This window comes from Staphylococcus equorum (assembly GCF_029531845.1).
Classification (GTDB): Bacteria; Bacillota; Bacilli; order Staphylococcales; family Staphylococcaceae; genus Staphylococcus; species Staphylococcus equorum_C.
The window spans coordinates 411850-431558 of sequence record NZ_JAMBPV010000002.1 but is presented as its reverse complement, the minus strand read 5'-3'; the positions used below and the strand labels follow the sequence as shown (position 1 = coordinate 431558).

Annotated in this window: 18 protein-coding genes, 1 riboswitch and 2 other annotated features (1 of these 21 running past the window's edge); of the genes, 17 read left to right on the top strand and 1 reads right to left on the bottom strand. The window is 33.2% G+C overall.

Annotated features, from left to right (window positions below; all coding sequences use genetic code 11):
* Positions 1 to 14 precede the first annotated feature (14 nt).
* The 17 genes from thrS to M4L39_RS04325 all read left to right on the top strand — a co-directional run bounded on the left by thrS (position 15) and on the right by M4L39_RS04325 (position 18282).
* Positions 15 to 1952, top strand: coding sequence for a threonine--tRNA ligase (thrS, locus tag M4L39_RS04405; protein ID WP_277580928.1), 1938 nt, complete (start codon positions 15 to 17; stop codon positions 1950 to 1952).
* A gap of 71 nt (positions 1953 to 2023) precedes the next feature.
* Positions 2024 to 2195, top strand: a riboswitch (Lysine riboswitch).
* 217 nt (positions 2196 to 2412) lie between these two features.
* The gene (locus tag M4L39_RS04400; protein WP_277580927.1) at positions 2413 to 3897 is read left to right on the top strand and encodes an amino acid permease; all 1485 of its coding nucleotides are present in this window, start codon (positions 2413 to 2415) and stop codon (positions 3895 to 3897) included.
* Between the two features lie 61 nt (positions 3898 to 3958).
* Positions 3959 to 4087 (top strand) — a sequence feature (ribosomal protein L20 leader region).
* Between the two features lie 22 nt (positions 4088 to 4109).
* Entirely contained in the window at positions 4110 to 4637 is a 528-nt protein-coding gene (infC, locus tag M4L39_RS04395; RefSeq protein WP_002507377.1) for a translation initiation factor IF-3, read from the top strand.
* Between the two features lie 26 nt (positions 4638 to 4663).
* On the top strand, positions 4664 to 4864 hold the full coding sequence (rpmI, locus tag M4L39_RS04390; protein ID WP_002507378.1) for a 50S ribosomal protein L35: 201 nt from the start codon (positions 4664 to 4666) through the stop codon (positions 4862 to 4864).
* Positions 4865 to 4913: 49 nt separating this feature from the next.
* Positions 4914 to 5270 carry a 50S ribosomal protein L20 gene (gene rplT, locus M4L39_RS04385; RefSeq protein ID WP_277580926.1) on the top strand — a complete coding sequence of 119 codons (357 nt, stop codon included), beginning with the start codon at positions 4914 to 4916 and terminating at the stop codon, positions 5268 to 5270.
* A 119-nt stretch (positions 5271 to 5389) separates the two neighbouring features.
* Positions 5390 to 6001, top strand: a complete 612-nt coding sequence (locus M4L39_RS04380; RefSeq protein ID WP_277580925.1) for an NUDIX domain-containing protein — start codon at positions 5390 to 5392, stop codon at positions 5999 to 6001.
* 12 nt (positions 6002 to 6013) lie between these two features.
* Positions 6014 to 6937 carry a hypothetical protein gene (locus tag M4L39_RS04375; RefSeq protein ID WP_277580924.1) on the top strand — a complete coding sequence of 308 codons (924 nt, stop codon included), beginning with the start codon at positions 6014 to 6016 and terminating at the stop codon, positions 6935 to 6937.
* A gap of 171 nt (positions 6938 to 7108) precedes the next feature.
* Positions 7109 to 8419 carry a trigger factor gene (gene tig / locus M4L39_RS04370; RefSeq protein WP_277580923.1) on the top strand — a complete coding sequence of 437 codons (1311 nt, stop codon included), beginning with the start codon at positions 7109 to 7111 and terminating at the stop codon, positions 8417 to 8419.
* A 188-nt stretch (positions 8420 to 8607) separates the two neighbouring features.
* Complete coding sequence (gene clpX / locus M4L39_RS04365; protein WP_277580922.1) at positions 8608 to 9870, top strand: ATP-dependent Clp protease ATP-binding subunit ClpX; 1263 nt, start codon at positions 8608 to 8610, stop codon at positions 9868 to 9870.
* Between the two features lie 343 nt (positions 9871 to 10213).
* Positions 10214 to 10801 (top strand): ribosome biogenesis GTP-binding protein YihA/YsxC, encoded by a 588-nt coding sequence (gene yihA, locus M4L39_RS04360; protein ID WP_277580921.1) that lies wholly within the window; start codon positions 10214 to 10216, stop codon positions 10799 to 10801.
* A 171-nt stretch (positions 10802 to 10972) separates the two neighbouring features.
* On the top strand, positions 10973 to 12304 hold the full coding sequence (gene hemA / locus M4L39_RS04355; protein ID WP_277580920.1) for a glutamyl-tRNA reductase: 1332 nt from the start codon (positions 10973 to 10975) through the stop codon (positions 12302 to 12304).
* 21 nt (positions 12305 to 12325) lie between these two features.
* On the top strand, positions 12326 to 13162 hold the full coding sequence (ccsA, locus tag M4L39_RS04350) for a cytochrome c biogenesis protein (RefSeq protein WP_277580919.1): 837 nt from the start codon (positions 12326 to 12328) through the stop codon (positions 13160 to 13162).
* Between the two features lie 56 nt (positions 13163 to 13218).
* Entirely contained in the window at positions 13219 to 14145 is a 927-nt protein-coding gene (gene hemC, locus M4L39_RS04345) for a hydroxymethylbilane synthase (RefSeq protein WP_277580918.1), read from the top strand.
* Positions 14146 to 14163: 18 nt separating this feature from the next.
* Positions 14164 to 14850 carry a uroporphyrinogen-III synthase gene (locus M4L39_RS04340; RefSeq protein WP_277580917.1) on the top strand — a complete coding sequence of 229 codons (687 nt, stop codon included), beginning with the start codon at positions 14164 to 14166 and terminating at the stop codon, positions 14848 to 14850.
* Complete coding sequence (hemB, locus tag M4L39_RS04335; RefSeq protein ID WP_277580916.1) at positions 14840 to 15817, top strand: porphobilinogen synthase; 978 nt, start codon at positions 14840 to 14842, stop codon at positions 15815 to 15817. The genes M4L39_RS04340 and hemB overlap by 11 nt, the downstream gene beginning before the upstream one ends.
* A gap of 14 nt (positions 15818 to 15831) precedes the next feature.
* Entirely contained in the window at positions 15832 to 17115 is a 1284-nt protein-coding gene (gene hemL / locus M4L39_RS04330; RefSeq protein ID WP_277580915.1) for a glutamate-1-semialdehyde 2,1-aminomutase, read from the top strand.
* A gap of 96 nt (positions 17116 to 17211) precedes the next feature.
* Complete coding sequence (locus tag M4L39_RS04325) at positions 17212 to 18282, top strand: AbrB family transcriptional regulator (RefSeq protein ID WP_277580914.1); 1071 nt, start codon at positions 17212 to 17214, stop codon at positions 18280 to 18282.
* Between the two features lie 599 nt (positions 18283 to 18881).
* On the opposite strand, the gene M4L39_RS04320 is transcribed toward M4L39_RS04325, so the two are convergent.
* Complete coding sequence (locus M4L39_RS04320; RefSeq protein WP_277580913.1) at positions 18882 to 19460, bottom strand: DNA-3-methyladenine glycosylase I; 579 nt, start codon at positions 19458 to 19460, stop codon at positions 18882 to 18884.
* Between the two features lie 59 nt (positions 19461 to 19519).
* Positions 19520 to 19709: a binding site (T-box leader), on the top strand (it continues 52 nt past the right edge of the window).

Genomic DNA, 19709 nt, shown 5'->3' with positions numbered 1-19709 from the left:
ATAGGAGGGTTTTTATGGAGCAAATAAATATTAAATTTCCAGATGGCAATTCAAAGGTGTTTGATAAAGGTACAACTACAGAAGATATTGCACATTCTATAAGTCCAGGGTTAAGAAAAAAAGCTGTAGCAGGTAAATTAAACGGACAATTAATAGATTTAACTAGACCAATTGACGAAGATGGATCAATTGAAATCGTTACACCTGGTTCTGATGAAGCGCTAGAAGTGTTACGTCATTCTACTGCACATCTTATGGCACAAGCTTTAAAACGTCTATATGGTAATGTTCATTTTGGTGTTGGCCCGGTAATTGATGGTGGATTTTATTATGACTTTGATATGGAAGAAAGTATTTCATCAGATGATTTTGAAAAAATAGAAAAAACAATGAAACAAATTGTTAATGAAAACTATCCAATTGAACGTAAAGTCGTTTCGAGAGATGAAGCTAAATCATTTTTCTCAGATGATCCATATAAGCAAGAATTAATCGATGCTATTCCAGAAGATGAAAATGTGACTCTATACTCTCAAGGAGAGTTCACTGATTTATGCCGTGGTGTTCATGTACCATCTACTTCTAAAATAAAAGAATTCAAATTATTATCGACAGCTGGAGCGTATTGGCGTGGTAATAGTGATAATAAAATGTTACAACGTATATACGGTACAGCATTTTTCGATAAAAAAGAATTGAAAGCACATTTGAAAATGTTGGAGGAACGCAAAGAACGTGATCACCGTAAAATTGGTAAAGACTTAGAACTATTTGCTAACAATCCTTTAGTAGGTGCAGGCTTGCCACTTTGGTTGCCTAATGGTGCTACAATTCGTCGTGAAATTGAACGTTATATCGTAGATAAAGAAGTAAGTATGGGTTATGACCATGTTTATACTCCTGTAATGGCCAATGTTGATTTATATAAAACATCAGGCCACTGGGATCATTATCAAGAAGATATGTTCCCAACAATGAAATTAGATGAACACGAAGAAATGGTCTTAAGACCAATGAACTGTCCACACCATATGATGATTTATGCAAATAAACCCCATTCATATCGTGAATTACCTATTAGAATTGCTGAATTAGGTACTATGCATCGTTATGAAGCGAGTGGTGCGGTTTCTGGTTTACAACGTGTCCGTGGGATGACGCTAAATGATGCGCATATATTTGTACGCCCGGACCAAATTAAAGAAGAATTCAAACGTGTTGTAAATTTAATTGTTGATGTATACAAAGATTTCAACTTTGAAAATTATAAATTCCGTGTAAGTTATAGAGATCCTGAAGATAAAGAAAAATACTTCGATGATGATAACATGTGGAACAAAGCAGAAAGTATGTTAAAAGAAGCGGTAGACGAACTCGGTTTAGATTATGAAGAAGCAGTGGGCGAAGCTGCATTCTATGGTCCGAAACTTGACGTACAGGTTCAAACTGCAATGGGTAAAGAAGAAACATTATCTACTGCACAATTAGACTTCTTATTACCAGAAAAATTTGATTTAACTTATATCGGAAATGATGGCGAACAACATAGACCAGTCGTCATTCACCGTGGTGTAGTATCTACTATGGAACGTTTTGTTGCATTCTTAACTGAAGAAACAAAAGGCGCATTCCCAGCGTGGTTAGCGCCAAAACAAGTAGAAATCATACCCGTTAATGTTGATTTACATTATGATTATGCAAGACACATTCAAGATGAGCTTAAGTCTCAAGGTGTAAGAGTTGAAATTGATGACCGTAATGAAAAAATGGGTTATAAAATTAGAGAAGCACAAATGCAAAAAATACCTTACCAAATCGTTGTAGGGGACAAAGAAGTAGAAAACAATGAAGTTAATGTACGAAAATATGGTTCACAAGATCAAGAAACGCTTGAAAAAGAAGCATTCATTTGGAATTTACTTGATGAGATTAGATTGAAAAAACAAAGATAGTCTTGAAACTCTTGATGAAATCATGTATATTACAGAATAGTGAAGTTAGTTCACATTCATATTAAAATTAAATTTGAGTTAGAGGTTGCATTTTCAATGAGTAATTATTCAGAAGCCGGATGGGGCATATGTTGAATGAAAAAAGGTGAAGATGCCGAAACTTGTATTGTCCATTAACTATACAGGTTGGGTCAGTTATCGAAAGAAACTGGACTGTCACATACGTGATGTGCTACCTATATAAATGCTATTATTAAAATGGTTGCATATCTAATAGGTATGCAACCATTTTATTTTTAGCCAAATGATTATCATAAATACGTTAACGGGAAAGAGCGAAATTTATAATTGTTGTGTGATTTATATACTGAATTACAATGAAGTACTGCTCAAACTATAAATAGTATGAATCTTAATCATATAGTAAGTTAACCTCTATATTTAAGGAAGGGAAGCGTCTATGGCAAAACAAGTGAATCAAAATGATGGAGTACAAAGGGGTCTGAAAGATCGCCATATATCCATGATTGCAATTGGAGGTTGTATTGGGACTGGTTTATTTATGACTTCTGGTGGTGCAATACATGATGCAGGTGGTTTAGGTGCGCTTTTAGCCTTTGCAATCATTGGAGCGATGGTATTCTTCCTTATGACTTCACTAGGAGAAATGGCAACATATTTACCGGTGTCAGGATCATTTAGTACATATGCTACACGTTTTGTTGATCCGTCTCTAGGATTCGCATTAGGTTGGAACTATTGGTTTAACTGGGTAATTACAGTTGCAGCCGATGTTACGATTGCAGCACAAGTAATACAGTATTGGACACCAATGTCAGGTATTCCAGCTTGGAGTTGGAGTTGTTTATTCTTAATTATTATATTTGGACTGAATGCATTGTCTGTTAGAGTATTTGGCGAAAGTGAATATTGGTTTGCTTTGATTAAAGTAGTTACAGTAATTATCTTTATTGGTATCGGTTTATTAACAATAGTCGGTATCATGGGTGGAGAGTTTGTTGGTTTTGACACGTTCACTCAAGGTGGCGGTCCTATTTTAGGTGACGGCTTTAGCGGCAGTATCTTAGCGATTTTAGGTGTATTCTTAGTAGCAGGCTTCTCGTTCCAAGGTACTGAACTCATTGGTATTACAGCAGGAGAGTCAGAAAACCCAGAGCGCGCAGTTCCTAAGGCGATTAAACAAGTCTTCTGGAGAATATTAATATTCTATATTCTTGCAATTTTTGTAATCGGTATGTTGATACCATACGATAGCCCATCACTGATGGGTGGCGGAGATGATATTTCAACTTCACCATTTACACTTGTATTCCAAAATGCAGGGCTAGCATTTGCAGCTTCATTCATGAATGCTGTAATATTGACTTCGGTATTATCAGCAGGTAACTCAGGTATGTATGCTTCAACACGTATGCTATATTCAATGAGTAAAGACAAGCTTGCATACCCTATATTTGGTAAAACAAATAGAAGTGGTGTGCCATATGTATCATTATTTGCTACAGCAGTAGTAGTTGTAATTATCTTTGTACTACAACATTTAAGCGGTGATGCTTATGAATATATCGTTGCAGCAAGTGGTCTGACTGGTTTTATTGCATGGGTTGGTATTGCAGTCAGTCATTACAGATTTAGAAAAGCTTTTGATAAACAAAATTATGATAAATCAAAATTAAAATATAAAGCTAAATTATTCCCATTTGGCCCAATTTTTGCAGGAATCTTGTGTGTGCTTGTAATTATTGGACAAGATGTTGATTTCATCCAATCAGGAGAGTTTAATCTCAATAGATTCGTTATCACATATATGGGTATTCCAGTATTCTTAGCATTCTTCATTTATCATAAGCTACGTTATAAAACAAAAATAGTACCATTAGAACAAGTTGATTTAAGACAAAATGTTAAAATGGACGATAAATAATTAAAAATGCTATTGACTTGCTAATGAATTGTTGCTAAGATAGATAATGTTGAATACGAAACGAACCAAGTAGAAGCTCCCGCTTCTCACCTGTTGCGACACTAATAGTAGTTGGCAGGTCTATATACATACGACATTGTTGTGTGTAAAGAAGAGCGGGTATATTATATACTCGCTCTTTTTCTTGGGATAATTTCGTAAAAATCTTGGAGGTGTCAACCATAGCAAAAGATCAGACTCAAGTTAACGAAAAGATTCGTGCAAAAGAATTACGTTTAATCGGACATGACGGAGAACAGATTGGTATCAAATCTAAAGCAGAAGCGTTAGAAATGGCAGAGCGCGTAGAACTCGATGTAGTTATTATGTCGCCTAATGCTAAACCACCTGTTGCGAAAATCATGGATTATGGTAAGTACAAATTCGAACAACAGAAAAAAGAAAAAGAAATGAAGAAGAAACAAAAAGTTATTAACCTTAAAGAAATTCGTTTAAGTCCTACAATTGAGGAACATGATTTCCAAACTAAATTGAAGAACGGACGTAAATTCTTAGAAAAAGGCGATAAATGTAAAGTTTCAATTCGTTTCAGAGGGCGTGCTATTACGCATAAAGAAATAGGTCAACGCGTATTAGAAAAATTTGCAGAAGAATGTAAAGATATCGCTACAATTGGGCAAAGACCTAAAATGGATGGACGCCAAATGTTCATCATGCTTAACCCACTCAACGAAAAATAAAAAGATACTACAGGAGGAATTGAATCATGCCTAAAATGAAAACACACCGTGGAGCAGCAAAACGTGTTAAAAGAACTGGTTCAGGTAAATTAAAACGTTCTAGAGCTTTCACTTCGCATATGTTTGCAAACAAAACAACTAAACAAAAACGTAAATTACGTAAAGCTTCATTAGTGAGCAAATCAGATATGAAACGCGTTAAACAATTATTAGCTTATAAAAAATAAGTAACGACAGATAAAAAAAGATTGAAGATATTTTGAGGAGGAATTTATTATGCCACGTGTTAAAGGTGGAACGGTAACAAGAGCTCGTCGTAAAAAGACGATTAAATTAGCTAAAGGTTACTTTGGTTCAAAAAGAACTTTATATAAAGTAGCAAAACAACAAGTAATGAAATCAGGACAGTACGCATTCCGTGACCGTCGTCAAAGAAAACGTGATTTCCGTAGATTATGGATTACGCGTATCAACGGAGCTGCACGTCAACATGACATGAGCTATTCAAGACTAATGAACGGTTTGAAAAAAGCTGAAATCGATGTTAACCGTAAAATGCTTTCTGAAATTGCTATTTCAGATGAAAAAGCTTTCGGTGAATTAGTTGCTAAAGCTAAAGACGCTTTAAAATAATGCTCAAATAAAGAGATGTACAAATTTGTACATCTCTTTATTTTTGTATCGATTAACATTTTGATAAATAACTATCATTTGATAAAATGGCTAAGAAGTCATATATGAAGGAGAAACTTATGTCTAAATTTGATGAAATGATTACAGTTGTACCAAGAACAATTTTATTTAATAGTGAAAAGAATCAATTTAACGGTTTTCTTGATAAAAATTCTGAAAAGGGTCAAGATATCTTTGACGCACTTTCCAAGTATGAAATTAAGCGTCGCGGTGATATGGAAGAAGATCCGACATATAAACAATTGGTTTCTTATTGTATCTTAGAAAATGAGAATGATGAAATTTTAGTGTATGAACGTTTAGCAGGTGGTGGAGAATCACGTTTGCACGGTCAATCTTCTATAGGTGTCGGTGGACATATGAACGATGTTAAAGGTGCTGAATCTATCAATGAAGTATTGCGAATTAATGCACAAAGAGAACTTGAAGAAGAAGTAGGTCTGTCAGATAGTAAATCACAAAATTTAGCATACATAGGTTTTATTAATGATGATACTAATGAAGTTGGCGAAGTTCATTTAGGCGTAGTGTTTAAAATTAAAGTAAATAGTAATGATGTTGAAGCTAAAGAAACAGATACATTAAAAATAAAATGGGTGAACCAAAGCAAAATAGATAATTATGATGACTTTGAAACATGGAGTGCGTTAATATTACAGTCAATACAATAGAGGTGCTTAAAAATGTCTGATATCATTCCTTTTCCACGTTCAAAAGATAAACTAGTAAGAGAAATCAAACAATCTTTTAACAATAATGATTTAGATCAAATGTATGAACTGTTCGAAGATTTTGAAAAGCAATTTGAATTAGATGAGCAAATATCTCTATTGAAATGTGCCATGTTATACAAAATGGGGCATTATCTTGAACTGCGAGAAGAAGCTATCATTTTGCTCAAACAAGGTATTACCAAATATGATGACCTTATGGTTTATTACGTGAAAAGTTTGAACGGGTTAGGACAATATTTTGAAGTCGTTGAAGTTATCAATCAAATAATAGATGAAGTCAATGATCATAAAACGAGGATGGAGTTATTTCCATTAAAAGAATATGCCTTAAGCCAAATTGATAAACATAATGCGCACGCAGCAGAAATGCTCCGTGATTTTGAATCGTTATCACTACGTGAACAGATAAGTACAATCTTAACTTTAATAGATCATAATCAGTATCGTTATCAAGAAACAGTGGTAAATATTATTAATGAAATTGAACTTGCACCGAATGTTGTGAGTATAATGCTTGAATATTTACGCTTTGCCGGATACAATCAAAACATTCGCGTTCAGAAATTTGGTTATACAGTTGAAGTGAATCCAAATCATCTTTCTGGTCTTGAACAAACACTGTTTAAGATTAAGGTCATCCCAGAAGTCATTAAGCAAATGGAAGATGATGCGGCACAAATTGTAGAGGAAGCACTTCATCTGATGAACAATCATGCTATTCTACTCTATCCGATAGATATAGAAGGTATAGCACCTGAAAATGAATGGATTGAAGCTTATACAAACTATTTTAAGTCAATGTTAGGCTTAGAAAGTTTAGAAACAACTAATACTATTGTTAACTTAATTACTTCAATTGATATGCATGAATAATTAATCTTTAATTTTTTGGGTAATAAATAATAGTAGTAAAATAATAATAAAATTAATTTCAATTATTCATTCAATGTGATTTGTAAACTCAGTGTTTGTGTAGAGCATTGACGTATGATATAATAATGAAGTTGAAAAAATAAAATAGGATATTCATGGAGGTTTTTATACATGACAGCAACTTGGGAAAAAAAGGAAGGTAACGAAGGAGTTTTAACCGTTACAGTTCCAGCAGAAAAAGTAGACAAAGCAATTGATCAAGCTTTCAAAAAAGTAGTTAAACAAATAAACGTGCCAGGCTTCCGTAAAGGGAAAGTACCTCGCCAAATATTTGAACAACGCTTTGGCGTAGAAGCACTATATCAAGATGCCGTTGATATCTTATTACCAGAAGCTTATGGTGAAGCTATTGACGAAACTGGAATTAAACCAGTTGATCAACCAGAAATCAATGTAACTACAATGGAAAAAGGTAGCGATATGACATTCGAAGCGAGTGTAATAGTTGAACCTGAAATTGAGTTAGGAGACTATAAAGGTCTTGAAATTGAAAAACAAAGTGTTGAATTAACTGAAGAAGAATTACAAGAATCAATCGACCACCAATTAGGCCACTTAGCTGAAATGGTAGTTAAAGAAGATGGTGCTGTTGAAGATGGTAACACGGTTAACATCGACTTTGATGGTTACGTTGATGGTGAACAATTTGAAGGTGGACAAGCTGAAGGCTATGACCTTGAAATTGGTTCAGGTTCATTTATTCCAGGATTCGAAGAACAATTAGTTGGTGTTAAAGTTGGAGAAGAAAAAGACGTTACTGTAACTTTCCCAGAAGAATACCACGCTGAAGAATTAGCTGGAAAAGAAGCTACTTTCAAAGCTAAAGTAAATGAAATTAAATATAAAGACGTTCCAGAATTAACAGATGAGATTGCGAATGAATTAGACGCAGAAGCAAATACTGTTGATGAATATAAAGAAAATTTACGTAAAAAACTAACTGAGCAAAAAGAAACTGACGCTGAGAATAATCAAAAAGAAGAAGCAATTAGCAAAGCATCAAATAATGCTTCAGTTGAAATTCCAGACGCGATGATTAACACTGAGTTAGATCGTATGGTTCAAGAATTTGGACAACGTATGCAACAACAAGGTCTTAATTTAGAAACTTATTACCAAATTTCTGGTCAAGATGAGTCACAATTAAGAGAACAAATGAAAGATGATGCAGAAGAACGTGTTAAAACAAACTTAACATTAACTGCTATTGCTGATGCTGAAGAAATTGAAGTAACTGATGCTGATATCGATAAAGAATTAGAAAAAATGAGTGGACAATTTAATATGTCAGTAGAAGATATTAAACAAACTCTTGGTAATACTGATATCGTTAAAAACGACGTTCGTATCCAAAATGTTATCGATTTATTAGTTAAAGAAGCGAAATTAGTAGAACCATCTAAAGATGACTCTGAAGCGTAACTAAATATAAAAAGAGCAAATTATTTTGTGAATTATATGTTGGTCGTTTAATATAGTAAACCAGTAGCAGATGCATTCAAATAATGTATCTGCTACACTATTTTTAAAGCAAATAACTTGTGAAAGTTGTAAGTTGCATATTAAAATGCTATTTAGTATAGTTTTTAGGGAATAGGGGTGTAAATAGAATGTTCAAATTCAACGAAGATGAAGAAAATTTAAAATGCTCTTTCTGTGGCAAAGATCAAGATCAAGTTAAAAAACTTGTTGCAGGAAGTGGCGTTTATATTTGTAATGAGTGTATTGAGCTATGTTCAGAAATTGTAGAAGAAGAATTAGCTCAATCAGAACCTGAAGGGTTAACTGAATTACCAACTCCAAAAGAAATTATGAACCAATTGAATGATTATGTAATCGGGCAAGAGAAGGCTAAGAAATCATTAGCTGTAGCTGTTTACAATCATTATAAACGTGTACAGAATTTAGGACCAAATGAAGATGAAGTAGAATTACAAAAAAGTAATATCGCTTTAATTGGACCTACTGGTAGTGGTAAAACACTATTAGCACAAACATTAGCTAGAACATTAGATGTACCTTTTGCAATCGCTGATGCTACAAGTTTAACTGAGGCTGGTTACGTAGGTGACGATGTTGAAAACATCTTACTACGCTTAATGCAAGCAGCTGATTTTGATATTGATAAAGCTGAAAAAGGTATTATTTATGTCGATGAAATTGACAAAATAGCTAGAAAATCAGAAAACACATCTATTACACGTGATGTATCTGGTGAAGGTGTACAACAAGCATTGCTTAAAATCTTAGAAGGCACAACTGCAAGCGTACCACCTCAAGGCGGTCGTAAGCATCCTAATCAAGAGTTAATTCAAATTGACACAACAAACATTTTATTTGTTCTTGGTGGTGCCTTTGATGGTATAGATGAAGTAATTAAACGTAGATTAGGTGAGAAAGTAATCGGATTTGCAAGTAGTGAAGCTTCAAAATATGATGAAGATGCAATACTTGAACAAATCAGACCTGAGGATTTACAATCTTACGGTTTGATTCCAGAATTTATCGGTCGTGTACCTATTGTTGCTAATTTAGAAACATTAGATGTAGACGCACTGAAAAACATTCTAACTCAACCTAAAAATGCTTTAGTGAAACAGTACACTAAAATGTTAGATCTTGATGATGTAGAGTTGATATTTACTGATGAAGCATTATCTGCAATCAGTGATAAAGCAATTGAACGTAAAACAGGCGCACGTGGTCTTCGTTCAATTATAGAAGAAGCGTTAATTGATATTATGTATGACGTGCCTTCATCTGAAGGTGTTGTAAAAGTCGTAATTACAGAAGAAACAATTAATGATGAAAAAGATCCTGAACTATACGATAAAGAAGGCAACCTTGTAAACAAGGAACAAACTTCTGCTTAATTAGATGAATCAAATGGGAGTAGGGCAAAAATTTAATTTTTTAACAAGATTTCGTCGTACCACCCCGGCAGAGCTGACTAGAAAATGGAATACAAGAGCTGAAGCTCTTGTATAAGAACTACTTGTCTTCATAAATGAAGTAGTAGTTCTTTAAAAGCTTGATATAAGCGCATTTTCAATTCAGTCAGGCACTGCCAATATAATGAATGAGGCTGAGACATGTATTTATGTCCCAGCCTCATTAGTTTTTAAAAAGAAAACATAGATAAAATAAAAATACATATTCATATACGTCATAGTGTAATATAATAAATAATGAGTTCAGAAGAAAAGAGGGACGATAATGAAAGTTAATCCTAATGAAATAGAATTATTAATTAGTGCAGTAAAACCGGAACAATATCCAGAAACTGGTTTAAGTGAAGTTGGCTTGAGTGGTAGATCTAACGTAGGTAAGTCAACGTTTATTAATAGCATGATTGGTCGGAAGAATATGGCAAGAACATCTCAACGACCTGGTAAGACACAAACACTTAATTTTTATAATATAGATAATCAACTTGTATTTGTTGACGTGCCTGGTTATGGCTATGCGAAAGTAAGTAAAACACAACGTGAAGCATTTGGTAAAATGATAGAAAGATATATTTCACAAAGAGAATCATTGAAACTTGTCATTCAACTTGTTGATTTACGACATAATCCAACCGAAGATGATATCATAATGTACAATTACCTTAAATACTATGAAATACCAACACTTATTGTAGCCACGAAAGAAGATAAAATTGCTAAGGGTAAAGTACAGAAGCATTTAGCTAAGATTCAGCAAAAATTAGAAATGGAAGCTGAAGATGAGATTATAAGTTATTCTTCAATTAAAAAAGACAAACAACAAAAAATATGGAATATGATTGAAAGTTATTTATAATCATTACATTGAAGAAACTATTTTTGCTATAAATAGGTTGAATTTAGTACAATTATGTCAACATTTTGAATGTAAATTAGAAGAATTATAATTTACTCGAGCAAGATGGTTAACTCATGACGTAATTGTGTTATAATTTACTTATTGTAATATGTATGGAGGGCGTTATAAATGCATTTAATTGCGGTTAGCATAAATCATCGTACAGCAGATGTAGCACTGAGAGAAAAAGTTGCTTTTAAAGATGATGCCAAACGTTCAGCCAATGTTGATTTATTTGAAACAAAATCTATTTTAGAAAATGTTATATTATCAACTTGTAATCGCACAGAAGTATATGCAGTTGCGGATCAAATTCATACTGGTCGTTATTATATTCAACGATTTTTAGCGAGATCATTTGGATTTGATGTTGAAGAGATTAAAGAAATGACTGAAGTAAAAGTGGGGGACGACGCAGTAAATCATTTATTGCATGTTACTTCAGGTTTAGATTCTGTTGTTCTTGGTGAAACTCAAATTCTTGGACAAATTAGAGATGCTTTCTTATTAGCTCAAGAAGAAGATACAACGGGTACTATATTTAATCACCTTTTCAAACAAGCAATTACATTTGCGAAAAAAGCTCATAATGAGACGGATATTGCAGATAATGCAGTAAGTGTTTCTTATGCGGCTGTTGAACTAAGTAAAAAAGTGTTTGGCAAAATTGACAACAAGCAAGCTTTGATTATTGGTGCAGGGGACATGAGTGAATTATCACTCTTAAATTTAATTGGTTCGGGCGTCACAGATATAACAGTTGTTAATAGAACATTGAGTAAAGCTCAAAAATTAGCAATGAAACATCATGTGAAATTTGAATCAATGGAATCATTACCAAAACTTTTAGCTAAAGTGGATATTGTTATCAGTTCTACAAGTTCAGACGAATATATTGTGACAAACGATATGATGCGTTCTATTTCAACTGAACGAAAAAGTGATTCACTTGTTTTAATAGATATTGCTGTTCCAAGAGACATCGAGCCTAATATTAATACAGTTCAAGATGTATTTAATTATGATGTAGATGACTTAAAAGGATTAGTGGATGCTAATCTAAGAGAACGTCAAATTGCAGCAAATGATATTATGCAACGAATCCCAGGTGAAATTGCAGCACATAATGAATGGGTAAGTATGTTAGGCGTTGTGCCTGTTATACGTGCCTTAAGAGAAAAAGCAATGAATATTCAGGGAGATACTATGGATAGTATTGATAGAAAATTGCCTGGCTTAACTGAGAGAGAACGTAAAATCATTTCAAAACATACTAAAAGTATCATAAATCAAATGTTGAAAGATCCAATCAAACAAGCAAAAGAATTGAGTAATGATAGAAATAGTAACGAAAAATTAGAGCTATTTCAAAACATTTTTGACATTGAAGCTGAACATGCTTATGAACCTAAAAAGAGAAAAAGTGAAGTGGCAACTAGTCAAATCTTAAGTTTTGAATAAGTATATGCAAATGGTGATAATATGCAAGAATTTTCGTTTATAAGATTAAATGAACTTATATTATTAATTTATTTATTTAGTATTGCTTGTTACTTTTTTGATTTTGTGAAAAAACATTATAAAGTTAGAAAAATTGGTTTTGTTACATTAGGGATTGTTTGGGTGTTACAAACAATCTCTTTATCTATTCATGCTAATGTAACGAAGCAAATTCCATTAGGTAATATTTTTGATGTGTTTTTTGCATTAGCTTGGTTAATTATTTCTATTTCTATAGTGATTAGTGTCATCAAGCAAATAAATTTTTCAATATTTTTATTTAATTTAATTGGTTTTGTATTAATTGCTATAAATACGTTTCAACCTATGCATTATCAGAGTGCAGGAGATAAATTAAGTATTATAAACGAATTGTTAATAGTACATATTGCCTTTGCAATTATAAGTTATGCCCTGTTTGCTTTTGCATTTGTTAATTGTATATTATATTTAATACAGTATAAAAATTTAAAACAAAAACGATTTAATCAAAAATATTTTAGAATTGGTAGTGTAGCTACATTAGAGCAAGTTGTGTTTTATAGTAGTCTGATTGGGTTTATATTTATCATATTAAGTATCATTTTAGGTACACAATGGGGCATAAACACTTTAGGTTTACACATATTGAATGATCCTAAAGTGGTGATGTCTGTAATTATTGCAGTGTTGTATGGTGTGTATATCATCTTTAGAGTAAGACATACGTTAAGTAAACATAATTTGATTTATTTTAATCTCAGTTTATTTTGCTTAAGTATGATTAATTTGATTTTTGCTTCTCATATATCTGATTTTCATCAATGGACAGGAATTTGATTACAGATAGAAAAGCTTAATTGTTAAATATAGTCATTTCTAGGAGGTTGCGCCTGATGCGTAAGTTAATCGTTGGTTCACGTAGAAGTAAGTTAGCTATAACTCAAAGCCAACAATTTATTGAAAAATTAAAAGCTGTTGATCCAGAATTAGATATTGAAATTAAAGAAATAGTAACAAAAGGTGACCGTATTATAGATAAACAATTATCTAAAGTAGGCGGTAAAGGGCTTTTTGTAAAAGAAATTCAAAATGAATTATTTAATCATGGTATAGATATGGCGATACATTCCTTAAAAGATGTGCCTAGTGTCATCCCAGAAGGATTAACACTAGGTTGTATACCAGACCGTGAAAATCCGTATGATGCTTATATTGCTAAGAATCATGTTCCATTACATGAACTGCCTGACAATAGTATAGTAGGCACAAGTTCTTTACGCCGTGGTGCTCAAATACTTGCGAAATATCCTAAATTACAAATAAAATGGATACGTGGTAATATTGACACGCGTTTAAGTAAGTTAGAAACTGAAGATTTTGATGCAATTTTACTTGCAGCTGCTGGTTTGAAGCGTATGGGTTGGTCAGATGATATCGTTACAACTTATTTAGATAAAGAGACTTTAATACCAGCCATTGGACAAGGCGCTTTAGGTATTGAATGCCGTTCGGATGATGAAGAGCTGTTAGCATTACTTAAGCAAGTTCACAATCAAGATGTAGCGGATTGTGTTACTGCTGAAAGAACGTTCTTAGAGCGTATGAACGGAAGTTGCCAAGTGCCAATCGGTGGCTATGCAACGAAAAGTAGTGATGGTACAATTGAATTTACAGGCTTAATTATGTCCCCAGATGGTAAAGAACGTTATGAGCATACTGAGCGCGGAGATAATCCGATTGAAATCGGTGAAAAAGTAACTGAAGTACTAAATGCACAAGGTGCATATGAAATAATAAAGGCACTAAACGAAGAACAATAATCGTTTGAGGTGAAAATAATGAGACCAGTGATAGTAATGACACAAACTAGTGAATTTAACAAAGAAGATACATGTATTCTACACAAGCCCTTCATAGATGTAGAGCCGTTATCCTTTGATTTAAATTTGCTAGATGTTAACTATGACTGGCTTATTTTTTCGTCTAAAAATGCTGTGAAATATTTTCGACCGTATTTGTCTAAGTTAAATATACAAAACATTGCAGTGATTGGTGAAAAAACAGCTGATTATTGCAAATCTTTAGGACTAGAAGTTTCTTTTTGTCCAACAGATTTTTCACAAGAAGGTTTTCTTGAAGAGTTTGAAGCGATAAAAGGCAGTCGCATTTTATTACCATCGAGTGCAGCAGCAAGAATATTATTACAAAATGGTTTAAAAAAGCGAGGCTATTTAGTTAGAAAAATTGACTTATATGAGCCTGTTCCACATACTGTGAATATAAATGAAGTCTTAAATCTCATAGTTGAAAATAAAGTAGATGCCATTACTTTTGCGAGTTCATCGGCTGTACGGTATTTTTTTGAAAGTCATCAGTACATACCTTTCGATAATTATTTTGCCATTGGTCAGCAAACATTGGATACATTAAAGGCATTTAATGTTCAAGGCACGATGTCAGAAACCCAAACCTTAGAATCATTAGTTCAAAAAACTTTAGAAAGTTGGGAAAATAATGCAATTTGATAGACACAGAAGATTACGTAGTAGTAAATCACTGAGAAACATGGTAAGTGAAACGCACGTTCACAAAGAAGATTTGATTTATCCAATATTTGTAGTTGAACGTGATAATGTAAAAACAGAAATTAAATCTATGCCTGGTATTTACCAAATTAGTTTGAATTTATTAGGTGATGAAATTAAAGAAGCGTATGATTTAGGTATAAGAGGCATCATGTTTTTTGGTGTGCCAAATGAAAAAGATGAAGTTGGCACTGGTGCTTATGATCATAATGGCATCATCCAAGAAGCGACAAGAAAAGCGAAGTCTATGTACAGTGACTTATTAATTGTTGCGGATACATGTTTGTGTGAATACACAGATCATGGTCACTGTGGTGTAATCAATCATGAGACAAAAGATGTTGATAATGATAAATCATTACCATTACTTGTTAAGACTGCAATTTCTCAAGTTGAAGCTGGTGCTGATATTATTGCGCCAAGCAACATGATGGACGGTTTTGTTGCAGAAATTAGAGCGGGTCTGGATGATGCTGGTTATTATAATGTGCCAATCATGAGTTATGGTATTAAATATTCTTCTAGTTTCTTCGGTCCATTTCGTGATGCAGCGGAATCTGCACCACAGTTTGGTGATCGCAAAACATATCAAATGGATCCTGCAAATAGAAGAGAAGCACTTAGAGAACTCGATAGTGATTTAAAAGAAGGTGCAGACATGATGATTGTTAAACCTGCTTTAAGTTTCTTAGATATTATTAGAGATGTTCGAAATACTACAAACGTCCCTGTAATCGCATATAATGTAAGTGGAGAATATAGCATGACTAAAGCAGCTGCACTCAATGGCTGGATTGATGAAAAAGCGGTAGTTATGGAACAAATGATTTCAATGAAGCGTGCAGGCGCAGATTTAATTATTACGTATTTTTCAAAAGATATTTGTAGATATATTGATGAACAATAAGGAGGTTATTTAGAATGCGTTATACCAATTCTGAAAAAGCGATGGTAAAAGCTGAACAATTAATGCCTGGCGGTGTCAATAGTCCAGTAAGAGCTTTCAAATCAGTAGATACACCAGCAATATTTATGGACCATGGTGAAGGTTCAAGAATTTATGATATTGATGGTAATGAATACATCGATTACGTTCTAAGTTGGGGACCTTTAATTTTAGGACATAAAAACAAGCAGGTCATTGATAAAATACATGAAGCAGTGGATAACGGTACAAGTTTTGGTGCTTCCACACTACAGGAAAATAAATTAGCTGAGTTAGTGATCGATCGTGTGCCATCTATTGAAAAAATACGTATGGTGTCATCAGGTACTGAAGCAACACTTGATACACTGCGCTTAGCACGTGGTTATACTGGTCGTAATAAAATCATTAAATTCATTGGTTGTTACCATGGCCATAGTGACTCACTATTAATCAAAGCGGGATCTGGTGTCGCAACGCTAGGTTTACCTGACTCACCGGGTGTGCCCGAAGGTATTGCGAAAAATACAATCACAGTGCCATATAATGACTTAGATGCGCTAAAAGTTGCATTTGAAGAATTTGGTGACGATATTGCTGGTGTTATAGTGGAACCTGTAGCTGGTAATATGGGTGTCGTACCTCCAGTCGAAGGATTTTTACAAGGTTTAAGAGACATCACTACAGAGTATGGTTCATTACTTATTTTTGATGAAGTGATGACTGGATTTAGAGTTGGATACAATTGTGCGCAAGGTTACTTTAATGTAACGCCAGATTTAACTTGTTTAGGTAAAGTAATCGGTGGTGGTTTACCTGTTGGTGCCATTGGCGGTAAGAAAGAAATTATGGACCAAATTGCGCCAGCAGGTGATATTTACCAAGCTGGTACGTTATCAGGTAACCCATTAGCTATGACGAGCGGTTATGAAACATTAGTTCAATTGACTCCTGAATCATATGATTATTTTAATAAATTAGGTGACAAATTAGAAGAAGGTTTGAAAGAGGTCTTTGCAAAACATCATGTGCCAATCACTGTAAATCGTGCTGGTTCTATGATAGGATATTTCTTAAATGCAGGGCCAGTTACAAACTTTGAACAAGCAAATAAAAGCGATTTAGAAATGTTTAGTCAAATGTATAGAGAAATGGCAAAAGAAGGCGTATTCTTACCACCTTCCCAATTTGAAGGGACATTTCTTTCAACAGCGCATACAGAAGCTGATATTGAACAAACAATACAAGCATTTGATACCGCACTAAGTCGAATTGTATAAAGTTTATTTTTAGCCCGAACAACCATGGTGTTGATCGGGTTCTTTTATATGTAAAGTACAATGAAGTATAACGATACCTATGAAAGTTGTGAGTACATGAGTAAGCAATTAAGAAACAATATCATCGTTTTAGCGTTAGCTTTATTTTTAAGTTTTATACTTAATGCCGCCCACATATTATTGCCATTCATGTTTGGTCCAATTATTGCCAGTATTATCTGTGTGAGATATTTACATTTAGAAGTAAACTGGCCATTTTGGTTAAGCCAAATTGGTTTAGTATTATTAGGTGTTCAAATTGGCTCTACTTTCACTGAAGAGGTTATTTTAGATATTAAAGATGATTGGTTTACCATTGTAATAATTACAATATTATTACTTGGACTCGCATTAATCATAGCTTATTTTTTCAAAAAAATAGCAAAAGTGAATACTGAAACTGCAATACTTAGCATCATTCCAGGGGCATTGAGTCAAATGTTGATTATGGCAGAGGAAAATAAAAAAGCGGATATTATGGTAGTGAGTTTGACACAAACTTCGAGAATTATATTTGTAGTTATTCTTGTGCCTTTTATTTCATACTTTTTTAAAGACTCCCAAGAATTAGCGACGGTTGGATCTGAAGTAACAGCAACATTGACTGACGCTTTATCGATTCCTAGTATTATCTTTTTGACATTAGCTGTGATTGCTGTATATATCATAATGGGAAAAATTAATTTTCCAACAAAACAGATACTTGCACCTATTCTTGTGTTAATATGTTGGAATTTATTGACAGGCGCTAACTTTACGTTAGATAATTATATTATTGCAGCAGCACAAGTCATATATATGATAAGAATTGGCGTTCAAATTGCGCTCTTATTAGATCAGATGAAAGGCCGTATTGCGGTCGCAATTGCTTTTCAAAATACATTGCTCATATTATTAGCTTTTGTAATGGTATTAATCATCTCTACATTTTCAACTCATACAGTAAATGAATTATTCTTGGGGGCTGCTCCAGGTGGTATGAGTCAAATTGTTATCGTTGCGTTAGAAACCGGCGCGGATGTCGCATTGATTTCTAGTTACCATATCTTTAGAATATTCTTTATTTTATTCTTAATTGCGCCAGCGATAAACGTGTTCTTGAAACATCGTGAAAAAAAACTTAACTAAACAGATGATATTTTTAATTAGACATTTGAACAATATCAGCACAATTATATATTACAACTTTTATACACAATATTATGATATAGAGAGGGTGAGACCGTGTTAGAAAATGTGATATAGGCATATCAAATAACTTTTTCAGTTAAAGCGACTCTACTTTTTGAGCGAATACGGTGAAGCAAAAGTCACAATTAATAAAGCATTTATAACACATATATTATGAAATATATTTATATAATTGTCATCATTCTTCTATGGGTCAATGTCATACTGACCTACGATATTGTTAAGGGTATCGTTGCAATGTTCTTAACTTTACTTATAATCAGATTGTATAAAAATAAAAAGATTGTTAAAAATAGTCGCAAAAGACAAGATTTATAAAAGTTTTTAAATTTTTAACACATTGCTATTCATTTGAAAATAAAAATGTAGAATCGATACTCTGTGAACTTACAATTAAAAAATGTCAACAAAACCTTATGGATTTGTTGGCATTTTTTAATTTTCTAGAGAAATATTCTTAGTTTTGGCGTAGAATTTTGTTGAATCATGCTGAAAAACATCAAAAAGAACTTCTATTGAAAGGGATAAACCGATGACTAACTAAAGCCTTTACCGTGATAATATTTTGGGTTATTAGGACATGCCTGCATGTGTGCATTATACAAACCAGCAGCTTCTAGAAATGAATAGACTGTCACTGGCCCTAAAAATTTAAAACCATAACGCTTTAACATTTTTGATAATTCCGTTGCGCGCGCGTCTACAGTTATACGATCATTTGGATTGGTATATCCACAATCGATAGGTTGGTAATCTACGTATGACCATAGAAAATCACTGAAACTTCCGTAATCTTTTGTTATTTCAAAATATCCTTTAGCTTGTCCGACAATAGCCTCTATCTTTTTTCTATTATGAACGATATTAGGAAATGTCATTAACTGTTCTATATCATCAGAAGTCATTTTAGAGATAAGCACTGGATCAAAGTCATAAAAAGCTTCTTCATACGATTCTTTTTTCTTTAAAATTGTTAACCAGGAAAGACCGGCATGTTGTGATTCTAATGCCATGAGTTTAAATAATTTTAAACTATCGTAAAGTGGTTGACCCCATACTTCATCATGATATTCGAGATAGGTAGGATCTTTTGTACCAAATGCGCATTCATTCATATATTTTCACTCCATTCCATTGACTTATCTTAATATCCATTATACTATAATTAGGTAAAGAAATATTGTCTACTGGGAAGAGTAAATAGGCTTAGATTTAACAGAGAGTACATGTTTGCTGAAAATGTACAGTTTAACTTATTGAAGGTAGCCCACATTGAACTTTAGCTGAAATATTACAATGTAATTGTATGTAAAATAGGTTAAAGCGTGTTTGAGCGTTAATCATAATTTTAAGTGCTTGAAATT